This is a genomic window from Bowmanella denitrificans (assembly GCF_002887595.1).
Classification (GTDB): domain Bacteria; phylum Pseudomonadota; class Gammaproteobacteria; order Enterobacterales; family Alteromonadaceae; genus Bowmanella; species Bowmanella denitrificans.
On sequence record NZ_PEBU01000003.1, the window covers coordinates 228,912 to 242,622 of the forward strand.

Genomic DNA, 13,711 nt, shown 5'->3' on the forward strand with positions numbered 1-13,711 from the left:
ACAGTTATCTCACGACCACATAAATAACCAGTTGGTTTACAAGAGGATCCAAGCTTCAGAAATTTGCAGAAGCCTCTGAATTTTTTAAGGATCCTGTATAAAAGAGCAGTAAAAAATGATTGGTAAACTCGCGGACAACATATTCTATTTTTTTAACGGTCCAGCAAAATTACTGTACAAAAAGTTGAAAGCTAGTGAGTCTTCACAGGTTTGTATCTACGGAGCAGGGGAAATAGGTCAGGCGTTGCTACAGGAAATAAGAGCCCATGGAAAATTGACAATTCATAGTATTGTCGACCGAAAGGCCGAGTATCTCCAAACAGAGCTAGAAGGCTTCACACTGCAGCCACCTCACACATTAAAAACACTCCCGCGGGAAGTTGTTGTCGCCATTGCATCAGAAGCGTTTTTGGATGAGATCATTGCGCGAATCAAACGGGAAACGTCGAATACTCCCCCCACAGTTGTCCACCTTTAATCAGAGGAAACCGCCTGTATGAAATTAACGGGAAAACGAATATTAGTCATTGGTGGAGCAGGCTTTATTGGTAGTCATGTAGTAGAGGAACTGTTAAAGAGCGATGTGGCTGAAGTGGTCATCTACGACAACCTGACAAGAGGAAAAAAAGAATACATCGAGCTCTTTCTAAATGATCCACGCTGCATATTTTATCCTTTCGGCGGCGATATCCGTGACATCGATGTGTTAAATCATGCGATGCAAGGCATAGATGGAGTATTTCACCTGGCCGCCATGTGGTTGTTACACTGTAAAGACTTCCCGCGTACCGCATTTGACGTCAACATGCAGGGTACCTATAACGTGCTCGAGGCATGTGTGAAAAATAATGTAAAAAGACTGGTGTACTCTTCGTCTGCGTCGGTTTACGGCGATGCAGTTGAGGTTCCAATGACCGAAGAGCATCCATTCAACAATCGAAATTTTTACGGAGCGACTAAGATTGCTGGTGAAGCCATGTGCCGCGCCACTTTTGATCGCTACGGCCTTGATTACGTGGGCTTGCGTTACATGAACGTCTATGGACCCCACCAAGACCAAACTGCTGCCTACACTGGGGTGATTCCCATTATGCTGAATAAGATTGACGCCAACGAAGCGCCGCTGATTAATGGCGATGGTTCGCAGGCTTATGATTTTGTTTCGGTACAGGATGTAGCGCGTTGTAATGTATTGGCCATGCAATCTGAAGTGACTGATGAGTTTTACAATGTCGGTACAGGGGTGCAAACCAGTATCAAAGCACTCTGTGATTTGATACTGGAGTTGCGGCAATCTGAGTTAAAAGTCCAGTACAAACCCTATGATGCAGAAGATGCCAGACGCCTGGTGCAAAATCGTATTGGTTGTCCGAAAAAGGCGAGTCATGACCTCGGTTTTGATTATCAGATCAGCCTCGAAGAAGGCCTGAAACGTTTAATCCAGTGGCGTATGGAGCATCCCCATGACTGAGCGGCGCATCAATATTTCCGAGCCCGTCACGGGCGAAGCTGAATGGCAAGCAATCAAAGAGCCTATTGAAACGGGTTGGCTCACTCAGGGGCCTAAAGTGGCGGCCTTCGAAAAAGGCTTTGCCGATTTTCATGGTGCCCAGCACGGTATCGCAACAACCAGTTGCACTACCGCTTTGCACCTAATTTTGCATGCACTAGAGATAGGGCCAGGCGATGAAGTGCTGGTCCCTGCATTTAGCTGGGTCGCTTCGGCCAATGTAGTGCTGTATTGCGGGGCGACCCCAGTATTTGTGGATATAGACCTGCAAACTTACAACATAGACCCTACAAAAATTCAGGCCAAGTTGAGCCCAAAAACGAAGGCTATTGTTGTTGTACATCTTTTTGGCTTATGTGCCGATATGGATGCCATCCGTGATGCTCTGCCTTCCCAAGTCAAAATTGTCGAAGACGCAGCCTGCGCCGCTGGTGCAAAATACAAAGACGCTTACGCTGGCACCCTGGGTGATGCTTCCGCCTTCTCTTTCCATCCTCGTAAAACTATCACAACGGGTGAAGGGGGTATGGTGCTTACCAATGATCCTGATCTGGCAGAAATCATGCAAAAGCTCCGCAATCATGGTGCTGAGATTTCTGAGGAACAACGTCATCACGGGCCTAAGCCATACTTGTTACCCGATTTTAATATGATGGGATTTAACTACCGAATGACCGATCTGCAAGGCGCAGTGGGGTTAAGCCAGCTTGGAAAGCTCAAAGGTTTTATAAATGAAAGACAGCAAGCGGCCCAGAATTATCGCCAGGCTCTGGCAGAGATACCCTGGTTAAAGATGCCAGTTGTGCCCGACGCCTGCACCCCAGCCTGGCAAGCCTTTGTGACCTGGGTAGATCCAAAGACGGCCCCCTTACCTCGCAACGAGATCATGGATGTGCTTCAGTCAAAAGGTATTGCCACCAGACCAGGCACCCATGCCATTCATATGCTGAGCTACTTTACACAAGCTATGCAGCTTAGCCCCGCAGACTATCCAGTGGCAATGTTTTGCAACGATCAGACCATGGCTATTCCTTTGCACAATAAGATGACTGCTGATGACTATCAATATGTTATCGACGCTTTAAAGGCTCTCTAACCATGTGTGGCATTGCAGGCATTGTCCAGTTAAACAATCGTGCCATATCTCCTGTTCAGCTACAAAACATGACTGACGCCGTTGCTCATAGAGGACCTGATGGTGAAGGACATTGGATTGAAGGCAATGTGGGATTAGGTCACAGGCGCTTAGCCATCCTTGATCCCTCACCTGCTGGCCATCAGCCGATGCTCTCTGCAAATCATAGATACGCTTTGAGTTACAACGGAGAGATTTATAACTTTAGAGAACTCAGAATAGAGTTAGAAGCAGAAGGCTATTGGTTTAGGTCGAACACAGACACAGAAGTATTACTAAATGCCTTATCTCATTGGGGAACCGAAGCCATTAAAAAATTTAATGGCATGTTCGCTTTTGCACTTTGGGATAGACAGCAGAATACTCTTTTGCTTGCCCGTGACAGATATGGTATCAAGCCTCTTTATTACGGCGAAAGTAATGGCACTTTTGCCTTTGCTTCGGAACAAAAAGCACTATTGGCACTCCCAAGCTTTGAGAATGCACTTAACAAAAAAGCGCTACTCGAATATTTCACATTCCAAAATATATTCACAGACAACACCCTAGTAGAAGGCATCAAACTATTACCTGCCGGACATTTTGCGACATTAAAAACCAACAACTATAAACCACAATTTGCATTGCAGCAATATTGGGATTATGAATTTCGCGAACCTGAGACGCCAAAAAGAGAAGAAGAATACAGAGAAGAACTGGACAGACTTTTTGTCCAGGCAGTCAATCGGCAACTAGTGAGCGACGTAGAAGTTGGCAGCTACTTAAGTGGCGGTATTGATAGCGGCTCAATTTCTGCGATCGCAGCTCGTTCACACCCTTATATTAAAACTTTTACATGTGGATTTGATCTTAATTCAGCATCTGGTTTAGAACTAGCCTTTGATGAACGAGCCAAAGCCGAATACATGTCATACCTGTTTAAAACAGAACACTATGAAATGGTGCTCAAAGCGGGTGATATGGAACGTTGCTTGCCCACACTTGCTTATCATCTGGAAGAACCCAGAGTAGGTCAAAGTTACCCTAATTACTATGCAGCTAAGCTAGCCGGTAAATTTGTCAAGGTTGTACTCAGCGGCGCTGGTGGTGATGAGTTATTTGGTGGCTATCCATGGCGCTATTATCGCGCGGTGAACAATAAGAATTTTGAAGACTACATCGACAAATACTACTTGTTTTGGCAAAGACTGGTGTCCAATTCTGAGTTAAAAGCCTTGCTTTCACCAATCTGGCATGAAGTCAGTGATGTATGGACGCGGGATATTTTTCGGGATGTATTTAACACCAATATGAGTACTCCTGAAAAGCCGGAAGACTATATCAATCACTCCCTGTATTTTGAAGCCAAAACATTTCTACACGGCTTGCTGGTCGTTGAAGACAAGTTAAGTATGGCACATGGACTGGAAACACGATTACCTTTTCTGGATAATGATTTGGTCGATTTTGCCATGCAATGCCCTGTTTCATTGAAACTCAACAATTTACACGATGCAGTTCGCATTAATGAGAATGAGCCTGGTAACAAGGCAGGAAAGTATTTTCAAAAAACTAAAGATGGCAAACAGATTTTAAGAACAGTCATGTCTAATTACATCCCCAATCAGGCTTCCACAGCTGTAAAACAAGGCTTTTCCGCGCCTGATGCAAGTTGGTTTAAAGGAGAAAGTATTGAGTTCGTAAAGCGTAAACTGATCGACAATAATACACCACTTTTCGAATTCTTGGACAAAACAGTTGTTTCTACCCTACTGGATGATCACTTTTCAGGAAAACGAAATCGTCGTTTGCTCATCTGGTCGTTGTTAAACGTCAGCACATGGTTGGAACAGCACAGTGTCTGAAATTAACATCGACTGTACAGACAATTTGCAACTGTTAACAGACTACGGTCAATCCTGTAGAGCAAGCTTGATATATACCTCATCACGGTACGTTGGCCTTATTACTCAACACCTACATGCTGATGCCTGCCTACTTGTTGCATCAAAAGGCGAATCCATTACGGGCATTCTGCCTTTCGTAATAAAAGGGGGCACTTTAGGCAAAGTCTACAATTCAATGCCTTTTTATGGCAGCAACGGAGGTGTACTTCAACGAACCCCCTGCGCTGAATCTAAACGCGCGCTCATCCAACACTTTTACACTCAAGCTCAAAGTAACAATGCTGCGAGCGCGACCATTATCACAAACCCGCTGCTAGAAGATAACGATGACTACGAGCGCTGGTCTGACTATGATTTTAAGGATGAGCGTATCGGCCAGTTTACTGCTTTCCCCGACAATGTTGACGAAGCAGACTTAATCAACCTGTTTGAATCCCCCAGGCGCAGAAACATTCGTAAGGCGATTAAATCGCAAGTACAGGTTTATGCCACACAAAAGCCTGAAGACATGGCATTTTTATATCAAACGCATAAGCACAATATGGACGCTATAGGGGGAGTGGCCAAGCATGAGTCGTTTTTTCAGCTTGTGCCAGAACTAATGAATGACCAAGAATGGTCGATGTATATAGCAACAATTGAAAACAAACCGGTCGCCGGATTATTGTTGCTCTATTACAACGCTACAGTTGAATATTTTACTCCGGTTATTGTAGAAGAATATCGGAATACACAGGCTCTGGCGCTGGTTATTTACGAGGCTATGAAACAAGCAAGGGTAAAGGGTTTCAAGCGTTGGAACTGGGGAGGTACCTGGTTGACCCAAGACGGCGTCTACAGCTTCAAGAAAAAATGGGGAACCCAGGACTTGCCTTACTATTACTACACGCGTCTGTTTAACCCAGAAACCTTGAAACAGCAGCGCCAGCAGCTTTTGTCTGAATACGAAGGCTTTTTTGTATTGCCCTTCTCTCAACTGGAGCAGTCATGAAAAAACCACTCACCATTATTGGCACAGGTCTGTTTGCTGAAGTTGCAGCGGCATACTTTGATAAGTACTCCGACTATGAAGTCATCGCATTCGCTTGCCATCGCGCATACATCAGTGAAGAGCAATTCGCAGGCCGCCCTTTGATGGCCATTGAGTCTATTGCGGATATGCTGCCGCCAAGCCAAACGGATGTCTTTGTTGCCATTGGTTACAACAACATGAACAAGACCCGGCAACGTGTGTATGAAGAAATCGACGTATTGGGCTATCAGTTCGCCAACTTCATCCATCCCAATGTTGAAATTTGGGAAAGTACTAAATTGGGGAAAAACGTATTCATTTTCGAAGACAATACCATTCAGCCATTCACAACAATCGGCAACAACACCATTTTCTGGAGTGGTAACCACCTTGGCCACCACAGCACTGTTGGCAGCCATTGCTTCATCTCATCCCATGTCGTTATTTCGGGATCGTGCCAGCTTGGCAACAACCTTTTCATAGGGGTAAATGCAACGTTGCGAGATAGCCTGAAAGTTGCCGATGAAACCCTTATCGGTGCTGGTGCAATTATCATGAAGGATACTGCCGAGAAGGATGTATATGTGCCGCAGCGAACGCCACCATTTCACAAAAAATCCGATGAGGTAGGTTTTTAAACATGCACAAACCCGCTCAATTGAACAAAATCAATGCTCTGTATACCGATAACCTTCAGAAACACGGATTGCAATCAAAAGCGGTTGGCTGGAATACGGAAAACTGTCAAAGCCTGAGATTTCAGCAACTGTGTAAGCTTCTCGAGCAAGTCAGTTCGCCTTTCTCGGTTTTGGATTATGGCTGCGGTTACGGATCTCTGGCAGAGTACATAGACGCGATATGGGAAAATCGCATAACCGAGTATCAGGGGTACGATATTAGTGAAAAAATGCTTGAGGAAGCTCGCCAGACTTTAACAAACAAGCCTTATCCAATCTCACTGTTTAATGAACCGCAGATACAGTCTACTGCCGATTTTGGTTTTGTATCCGGAACCTTTAATGTCAAGTTTGATGCCTCAGAAAAAGACTGGAAATCATTTATTCATGATGTGTTAGCTCAGCTCAATACACATAGCAACGGTGGGTTTGCATTCAACATGCTAAGCACCTACGTAGATTGGCAAGAGGAACACCTGTACTATAGTGACCCCTGCTATTGGTTTGACTATTGCAAAAAACACTTCAGTAAGTACGTCAGCCTTATCCATGACTACCCGTTATGGGAATGGACGCTCATTGTCAAAAAGTAAGAGCACCATACCGCGATGACGATAAACCTTTCGGTTATTGGGTACAGTCCGTTTGATCCTGCCCTGCGTAAAATGGAGACCTTTCACACGCCTTAAAAAGCGGATATCAATAACATTTATTAGTTGTCTGTTAAGTCTGACTTCTTGTGAAAGAAGTGTTTGGTGATTACCCCGTTTTCATTCACAGATATTTCACCTATTACTTTCATAGGATTGCCAGCTGCGATACTGCGCGCTGGTAAGGATTTGTTTACCACGGTATTTGCACCAACAACGGATTGCTCCCCGATTGTCACCCCCTTCAAAATAACCGCCCCCGTGCCAATGAAACAGTTGTCGCCAATATTCACCGGAGCTTTGGCATAGGCCGCCTGTCCGCCAGACAACGCCCAGTCAACAGAATCATGCGTCAATACTTGCACCGCAGTAGAGATAGAGCAGTTTGCGCCAATCACCAACCCCCCTGAACCATCCAAACACACAAACGGGCCGATCCAGGTATTGGGGCCGACCTTGACATCACCGCTAATACTGGTGGAGCCATAGACCGTAATGTTTTTTCCCTTACCGAATATAAAGTCCCCTTTCTCTCGCCAATCGAATACATCCTCATATGGAGGATTGGTCCTGTTATAACGTTTCAGGGTATGAGCCATATTTAGTTTTATGGCTCGCCGGACCAGAAAGTTTAGGGTTTTTCTAATCACTTCTCGCATAATTGAATCTCAGAGAAATCTTCCATATCTCTGGGCCGGTAGTTGTAAAAACCGCCTGGAAAATCCAGGGCATAACCAGCCTCCTCGGCGACCTTGATAGCATGTTCGTAGTCATTATTGATTTTGTACGTATTGCCGAACACCTCTGCGGCCTTTAGACCGATACAGTTAAGTTCAATGGCTGGCATGAATGAAAAGTCTGCTGGCTGAAAGCTCATATAGCCGAAACCACTAATGGTATCGGGATATCTATTGAGACCCGAGGCCATAAGCTCTTCGCTGTCAATGGCGCCACAGATATGGATCACTTTTAATTCAGGGAAATGTGCTTTTAGCTCTTGGAACGTCAACGGCGCACGGTGCCCTACCAAAACAGTATTTACCAGGTGTTCAGCAAACACGACGATATCCAGCACATCCTTTTCCAACAGCCCTCTTGCCTCAGAAAAGCTTAAACTCCCATCACTACCATCCGGGGTAAACCAAATATGCTCAATACCCAGTGCATTCAATTTTTCATGGATCAAATTGCCAGTTAAGAAACCACCAAATAACGCGATACTTTCATTCGCAATCATACTGTTCATATGGTGCGCTGCTTTGGTAAAGAGGAAGAATGGATAATTCTCCATGCTAAGCAATTTTCCAAACTCGTTCACGCCGACAATGGGTATCTGATTTTCCTGGCAATATTCGATGTCTATATCACCCGGTCTGAATTCCCACGGCTCCCACATCAAACTAATAAAGGCCCCTGGCTTAAACCTCGACATTAACTCTGGCGTAATGGGCCTTAACATGCCTGAGTTAGTCACAAAATCGACCGTGTCAGCAAGCGCCATCACTTTCGCTATAGAATCCGTCACAACTAACCGGTCAGCCAAGCCAAGCTTTGTTGCTATATCCACAAGGAGTTTGGCATTGTCGTCAAAACTGCCAAACCGGGTAGTTTTCCCATACGCGACAACCCCTTTAGCACCCGCCAACAATGCCATAATGGGGGTGTACAAATAACCCCCACTGGCGCATTCCGTCAACACAACTTGGTTGTCTAAATTCAGACTTAGCTTGTCAATTAATCGCTGACATTTCTTAATCTGTAGTTCACTTTTCATACGTGTGTAATATTGTAGTTAACTCGGTTGCATATTCACGTTTAAGCCATTCAAATCAGAGGGCCAGCTAGCCCGTCATTTTCTTTGCCAGTTCTGACAAATGTACAACCCTGTAGTCGGCACAGTTTGCACTGGAAAGCAACTCCTCGAACATATTTCTAACCCCGTATTCGTCATGCATTACCGGCCTGTCTGTGCTGCGATAAGTCAAATAGTCCTGCTGGTTCCGGCAATTTAAAAAAATATGCACGGGGTGGAACATAACCACAACCTGCCGCATATTTTGATTAACCCACTCTAGTGCTGAAGGGCATTGAGGTTTAGTCAAAAAGTGATCATCTGCCCAACTAAAGGGGACCCTGGTTAGCACATTTTTTCCGATTTGCAGTTGATAGCCTTGTACGTCTTTGTGTTCCGGCATAAATATCGATGAATCAATACACAGCCCCTGATTGACAAAGCTTGTTAACAGACGCCCATTTGAAAACAACCCATGACTGCGAACCACTTTGGCTGTTGGAAACCTGCGCATGTACCCTGCCAAAACTTCGTCCTGGGTACCAGAAAACTCTCCATCCGCATAAAAATTGGGATGAATGCCCACCTCAAACAACGGGTTGGCGGAGATTCGTTCCATCACAGAGCTATTGTCGGTAGCAAACCACGTAGCTTTGACCTCAAACTTTTCCAAGAGCTCAACAACCACTTCAAGCTGATTAGGAGGGGCCCAGTCAGCATCTAAAGTAAGGCATACATCAAGCCCCATCACTCACTCCTTGTTAACGTTGCACAGTACATAGCGGTTTTCCCCAAGTCCGCGGAAGACATGACAATGTGCAACCTGTTTTCGCACTGAAAAACAGTGGGGTACGCATACATTGCCACTTCGCGTTCGTCGCCCTCACCTTCAACCATAATCGGATGAATTTCACACTCGTCCCAATTGTGAGGGCTTTCGCTATGCAAATACCCTAACTGGTACTGCCCCCCTTGCTCAGCAATATATGAAAAAAGCATATACCAGCCAGTGTCAGTCTCTATCAAGCAAGGTTTTGCTACGTTTTCAACTGACTCAAAAGCCTGGATGAAACGCTCTGATGTAGTCCAATCCAGGCCATTGGGGGACGTTGCGATCTTCAATCGATAAGTCGAAGTCTCGAAATTTTCACTCCAGCCTAGTCCGGACAAATAGATCATTATCCACTCTGAACCCGCACGTGTGACCCAAGGAGTAGAAACCATCCAGGGGTCATTTATATTTTGACCAAGCACCGGGCCGGAAAATACTTTCTTAAACTCGCCGCTTTGCTGATCGTGCTGAGCGATACCGATGGCCATATTGTAAAAAGGTGCAACACGATTGCTTCTGCCCATGTAGTACAACCACATTGTGTCACCTTCCGTCACCACGCAACTGGGATAAACACCATCGTCATCAAAAAAACTTGGGGGGCCAACGTCCAGCACGGGTGTCTTTACAACATCATTGACCCGATGCGTCATCAGGTTGTAGTTGAGTTGAAATACCCGCGCTCGTTGCTGTGAATCTCTGGACGAAAACAGTAAGGAAACCGTTTCGCTGTCAACCAGCATCGGAACAGGACACGATGTATGACTGTTCATCAAGGGACTGATGTTATTAACACTAAAGATTTGTCTGAGATCGCTGATTATCATTTAACTATCCGATCCCGGTCTTGCGTTACTTTTTTTTCGAGTAAAAACATCATAAAAACGCCCCCCTACGGCCTCTCTCTGCCATGCTGAGGATTGCGCAACCTCTTGAGACGTGCCGGATTCACACACAATGACCCCGACACCAAACTCTTTAAACAGTCCTTCAGGGTCATCCAACTTGCAAAACGGATACCTGTCAGAAAATTTGGATTCGAAAAGTTCTTTTTTATCTTTTTTCATGGTTATCGGATATAAAACCTGATGCGAGGTTTCCCTAAGCACTCGCCACACACCATCCATGCAATGATAAGGTGAAAGCAATACCGTTTGTTTGGGTTGAGCCATCAGCCAGGACATAACCCTTTGTTTCTCATGCACTTTGGTTGTTAATTTATGCGCTTGTTCATTTTCTATTATGAGCTCCATCAAACCAAATAATAAACCGTAACCGGCGACGGCCAGAATTAACCACGGAAGATCTATCTGATAAACGACATCAACAAAGAGCAAAACGACAAATACAGCAATATGATTCAGGTAACGCTCCGCTTCACCCAAAAACAAGAAAACCTTTTGACTCGTTAGCAAAAACAGGAAAACGGCTGCCAGAACAAGTGGACTGTAGTCTGGCACAGTTAACACCCTATCTACGATAAGTGAAGCAAGCCATATAGCACTTAGCAAAACCAACAGAGGCAGTTTGAACAGAACTGCGGTGTAACTGTTCTTTGCCGCATAAGGGATGCTCACGGCTTTAATGTTATTCCAAACACTGTCATAGCGATTGAAAGGCAAGGCGAGTTGCCTCACGTCATTTCGCGTAGAGATAAACATACGATTCGCAATGTTCTCCTTCAGGTACCAATGCAAGTGCTTCAGATGAGCTGACAACATTGCAGCGTAGCGTCCTTTGGTCACTATCAAGCTTGCGGCTATTGTCAAAAACAGTGGCAAAGCAGGCTGTACTGACCAACACAACAGTACGAGCAAAATAGTCAAAAACAACAACGCTTGGGTACCAAACTTGGAGGACAATAAAACGACAATTCCCATAAACACGGCAACGATAAGCACTCCCAAGTTGCCCGTACTCTGATGGTAAAACACAAAAATGAAATATAGGTTGACCAATAACTCCGACATCAACCTTGGGGTAAAATTCGTGATCCGGGGTCCAATTGCCATACCTGAAAACCACATTGGGCAGGATAGGTAAACTAGACTGACCGCCAATGCAGATTCTAATGGAAGCCCCGACGCTGTGCACATAGGAATCAGTGACAGCCCGAAAATGGCGTCCATTGCGCAGTTAAAATAGCGTCTGTTTTTCTTTTCGCTGTAATGGGGGATTTTTGCCATCAGCCAATTGAAATACAAGGCGCTTTCCAATTTATGACTATGGGCGATTCCCGTCGCAATACCATCAAAAGGGCCACTTTTCTGATTTTGAAATAAGTCGCAAAAATATAAGTGACCAAATGTATCAAAACCCAGTTTCGCTTTACGCGTCAGAGCAATCCTAAGCAGAAGAGATAACCCAAGCAACACAAGCTCAAACCAAATCAATGACTACTCCTTGAGCGACAGTACAAAGAACAACACGACAAGGGCATAGAACGCCATAAGGACCAATACAGGTAACTTGGTGTTAAGTTTTTCGTGCTTGCCGTGCAAAGTCGCTTTATCTACCAGTTTGATCTTATGCTGGTCTACCTTGAGCTCGTTAACCAACTGGTTACAGATCTGATTGGAATACATGCTCGCGACAAAGATTTGATCAACCTTATGTACATCTACCTTGTCTGGAAGTTGGATGGTTACCCCCATGCAGGTTTTTCCGTTCAGGGACGGATTGTTGTCAATGAAGCACTCTATTTCATAATGATGCTTAAGGTATCGATATGCTCGTTGACCTCCCAAGCCTGCACCAAAAATAAATGCTAGGGGTTTCTCATAATTTTCAGACACAAAAGCGTTCCAGACTCCAAATCACCGAACCACACAACAGCAGTATTCGCAAAGCTGCCTTACAAACGGGACTTTCTTAAACTCACAGCAATATACTCATCCCAAGTTCTATCTTTGATAAATTGGGATGGTCTATCACTATTTTTAGTCACTACAACACTTACCAACCATGCAACAAGCAATAAGACTAAGCGATAAATAAAACGAATTTTGGTTCGCACGTAGTTGTATAACTGGCTGTTCTTCTTGACCGGCATTGCCTTCGCAGTACCACCGCTTTCGGGATTTTCAACCTTGGGAACCATGTCAGGAACACCATTCAATTTCTGATAGGTTTTCCCGGACACTGGGTCGTGTAGACCGCTATCAGTTTCCACCAATATACTGTCACTTCCAGGTACCGTTAATACGGGCGTATTAGCCGTTTCATTGTCTGATTGGGGTTTTGTTACCTTGTACTTCACCTGATCACAAAACCAAAACGCCAAACGAGGGGTATTTTCAAGACAAGAAAAGTAATGAGCCCAACGGACCATTCTTTTAGGTCCAATAATATGTTGAAAAACAGGCAGGCACTTATACAAGGCCCCGTCCCAAAACGTTTTTTCCAACGTAAGGCCTGCTGAGGCTGTATAATCCTGGAACTCCTTTAAAGTTGGGGCTTCATCTTTGTAACTGGCGGGCAATGCTTCCTCAAAAGTCACACCAAACACCTTGGCAATCCCCTTACCTATTGACACTATTTTGTCACGGATAAACGTATATCGATCATTGCCCAACCCCCACGACTCTTCATTTTCAGTGGTGATCATAGCAATTCCACCAGGCCTTAAGACCCGGGAAACTTCTTGCATCATGAGCGCAGGCGCAGCCACATGTTCGATGACTTCGCGAGAGATAATCCTGTCAAAAGAATTGGCGGGAAATGGCAGGGATTCCGCTACACCCAAGGCAAACTGACTGGGTGATTGACTAGCGATAGCTCGCTCAATCATCTGGGCAGAGATATCGATACTCCAGGTACGGCAATTCGGATAAAGCTTCTTTATATTTTTCTCATCTGAGCCAACTCCACATCCCAAAACCAAAATATCCATACCATCCTTTATGTCTATGTTGGCCAGAATGTGACAGGTGTAACGTCGATACATATAGGCGTAAAAATCATCGGCGTTAACACCTCTTTGCCATTTCAATACATCAACATCTTGCAGGGGAAATCTGAGACCATTGTCACCCGTTTGTTTCTTTGCATAAACTTTTTCAAAGTCATTTTGGTGACTGACAAAATCATGCTGCATCACCTGCGAAGGCGCCTGAGTATGGGAAGTTTGCTGATGCATAAGGTTTCTCTCAAAACAACGCTATCGATGGGGATGATTCGCCCACCGTAGCTTATTTATCTGTAAATCGGCGTAATAC

The 13,711-nt window shown here is 44.8% G+C and carries 14 protein-coding genes; 7 read left to right on the top strand and 7 right to left on the bottom strand.

The window, feature by feature from the left end:
- Window positions 1–115 precede the first annotated feature (115 nt).
- From CSR04_RS07785 to CSR04_RS07815, 7 genes are read left to right on the top strand one after another with little or no spacing between them, the layout of a single operon-like run.
- Window positions 116–478, top strand: coding sequence for a hypothetical protein (locus CSR04_RS07785; RefSeq protein WP_102795706.1), 363 nt, complete (start codon window positions 116–118; stop codon window positions 476–478).
- An 18-nt stretch (window positions 479–496) separates the two neighbouring features.
- Window positions 497–1,471, top strand: a complete 975-nt coding sequence (locus tag CSR04_RS07790; RefSeq protein WP_102795707.1) for an NAD-dependent epimerase/dehydratase family protein — start codon at window positions 497–499, stop codon at window positions 1,469–1,471.
- On the top strand, window positions 1,464–2,606 hold the full coding sequence (locus tag CSR04_RS07795) for a DegT/DnrJ/EryC1/StrS family aminotransferase (protein ID WP_102795708.1): 1,143 nt from the start codon (window positions 1,464–1,466) through the stop codon (window positions 2,604–2,606). Before CSR04_RS07790 ends, CSR04_RS07795 begins: the two co-directional genes overlap by 8 nt.
- A 2-nt stretch (window positions 2,607–2,608) precedes the next feature.
- Window positions 2,609–4,489, top strand: coding sequence for an asparagine synthase (glutamine-hydrolyzing) (asnB, locus tag CSR04_RS07800; RefSeq protein WP_102795709.1), 1,881 nt, complete (start codon window positions 2,609–2,611; stop codon window positions 4,487–4,489).
- Window positions 4,482–5,522 (top strand): GNAT family N-acetyltransferase, encoded by a 1,041-nt coding sequence (locus CSR04_RS07805; protein WP_146027126.1) that lies wholly within the window; start codon window positions 4,482–4,484, stop codon window positions 5,520–5,522. Before asnB ends, CSR04_RS07805 begins: the two co-directional genes overlap by 8 nt.
- Entirely contained in the window at window positions 5,519–6,181 is a 663-nt protein-coding gene (locus CSR04_RS07810; protein ID WP_102795711.1) for an acetyltransferase, read from the top strand. The genes CSR04_RS07805 and CSR04_RS07810 overlap by 4 nt, the downstream gene beginning before the upstream one ends.
- A 2-nt stretch (window positions 6,182–6,183) precedes the next feature.
- Entirely contained in the window at window positions 6,184–6,813 is a 630-nt protein-coding gene (locus CSR04_RS07815; RefSeq protein ID WP_102795712.1) for a class I SAM-dependent methyltransferase, read from the top strand.
- Window positions 6,814–6,932: 119 nt separating this feature from the next.
- On the opposite strand, the gene CSR04_RS07820 is transcribed toward CSR04_RS07815, so the two are convergent.
- The 7 genes from CSR04_RS07820 to CSR04_RS07850 all read right to left on the bottom strand — a co-directional run bounded on the left by CSR04_RS07820 (window position 6,933) and on the right by CSR04_RS07850 (window position 13,632).
- A complete protein-coding gene (locus CSR04_RS07820; protein ID WP_102795713.1) occupies window positions 6,933–7,529 on the bottom strand; it encodes an acyltransferase in 597 nt (198 codons plus the stop codon).
- Complete coding sequence (locus CSR04_RS07825) at window positions 7,517–8,644, bottom strand: hypothetical protein (protein ID WP_102795714.1); 1,128 nt, start codon at window positions 8,642–8,644, stop codon at window positions 7,517–7,519. Before CSR04_RS07825 ends, CSR04_RS07820 begins: the two co-directional genes overlap by 13 nt.
- 67 nt (window positions 8,645–8,711) lie before the next feature.
- Complete coding sequence (locus tag CSR04_RS07830; RefSeq protein WP_102795715.1) at window positions 8,712–9,410, bottom strand: polysaccharide deacetylase WbmS family protein; 699 nt, start codon at window positions 9,408–9,410, stop codon at window positions 8,712–8,714.
- Window positions 9,410–10,321 (bottom strand): glycoside hydrolase family protein, encoded by a 912-nt coding sequence (locus tag CSR04_RS07835; protein WP_102795716.1) that lies wholly within the window; start codon window positions 10,319–10,321, stop codon window positions 9,410–9,412. Before CSR04_RS07835 ends, CSR04_RS07830 begins: the two co-directional genes overlap by 1 nt.
- Window positions 10,322–11,887: a hypothetical protein gene (locus CSR04_RS07840; protein ID WP_102795717.1), complete on the bottom strand. Its 1,566-nt coding sequence runs from the start codon at window positions 11,885–11,887 to the stop codon at window positions 10,322–10,324. It lies immediately after the preceding gene.
- 3 nt (window positions 11,888–11,890) lie between these two features.
- Complete coding sequence (locus CSR04_RS24700) at window positions 11,891–12,148, bottom strand: hypothetical protein (RefSeq protein WP_146027127.1); 258 nt, start codon at window positions 12,146–12,148, stop codon at window positions 11,891–11,893.
- A gap of 200 nt (window positions 12,149–12,348) precedes the next feature.
- Window positions 12,349–13,632: a class I SAM-dependent methyltransferase gene (locus CSR04_RS07850; RefSeq protein WP_102795719.1), complete on the bottom strand. Its 1,284-nt coding sequence runs from the start codon at window positions 13,630–13,632 to the stop codon at window positions 12,349–12,351.
- Between the last annotated feature and the right edge of the window lie 79 nt (window positions 13,633–13,711).

Bases quoted from the DNA above. Each gene is read 5' to 3' on its own strand.
- CSR04_RS07795 (WP_102795708.1), top strand. From the start codon at position 1,464: ATGACTGAGCGGCGCATCAATATTTCCGAGCCCGTCACGGGCGAAGCT.
- CSR04_RS07785 (WP_102795706.1), top strand. From the start codon at position 116: ATGATTGGTAAACTCGCGGACAACATATTCTATTTTTTTAACGGTCCA.
- CSR04_RS07835 (WP_102795716.1), bottom strand. From the start codon at position 10,321: ATGATAATCAGCGATCTCAGACAAATCTTTAGTGTTAATAACATCAGT.
- CSR04_RS07810 (WP_102795711.1), top strand. From the start codon at position 5,519: ATGAAAAAACCACTCACCATTATTGGCACAGGTCTGTTTGCTGAAGTT.
- CSR04_RS07820 (WP_102795713.1), bottom strand. From the start codon at position 7,529: ATGCGAGAAGTGATTAGAAAAACCCTAAACTTTCTGGTCCGGCGAGCC.
- CSR04_RS07830 (WP_102795715.1), bottom strand. From the start codon at position 9,410: ATGGGGCTTGATGTATGCCTTACTTTAGATGCTGACTGGGCCCCTCCT.
- asnB (WP_102795709.1), top strand. From the start codon at position 2,609: ATGTGTGGCATTGCAGGCATTGTCCAGTTAAACAATCGTGCCATATCT.
- CSR04_RS07790 (WP_102795707.1), top strand. From the start codon at position 497: ATGAAATTAACGGGAAAACGAATATTAGTCATTGGTGGAGCAGGCTTT.
- CSR04_RS07825 (WP_102795714.1), bottom strand. From the start codon at position 8,644: ATGAAAAGTGAACTACAGATTAAGAAATGTCAGCGATTAATTGACAAG.
- CSR04_RS24700 (WP_146027127.1), bottom strand. From the start codon at position 12,148: ATGGGGGTAACCATCCAACTTCCAGACAAGGTAGATGTACATAAGGTT.
- CSR04_RS07815 (WP_102795712.1), top strand. From the start codon at position 6,184: ATGCACAAACCCGCTCAATTGAACAAAATCAATGCTCTGTATACCGAT.
- CSR04_RS07850 (WP_102795719.1), bottom strand. From the start codon at position 13,632: ATGCATCAGCAAACTTCCCATACTCAGGCGCCTTCGCAGGTGATGCAG.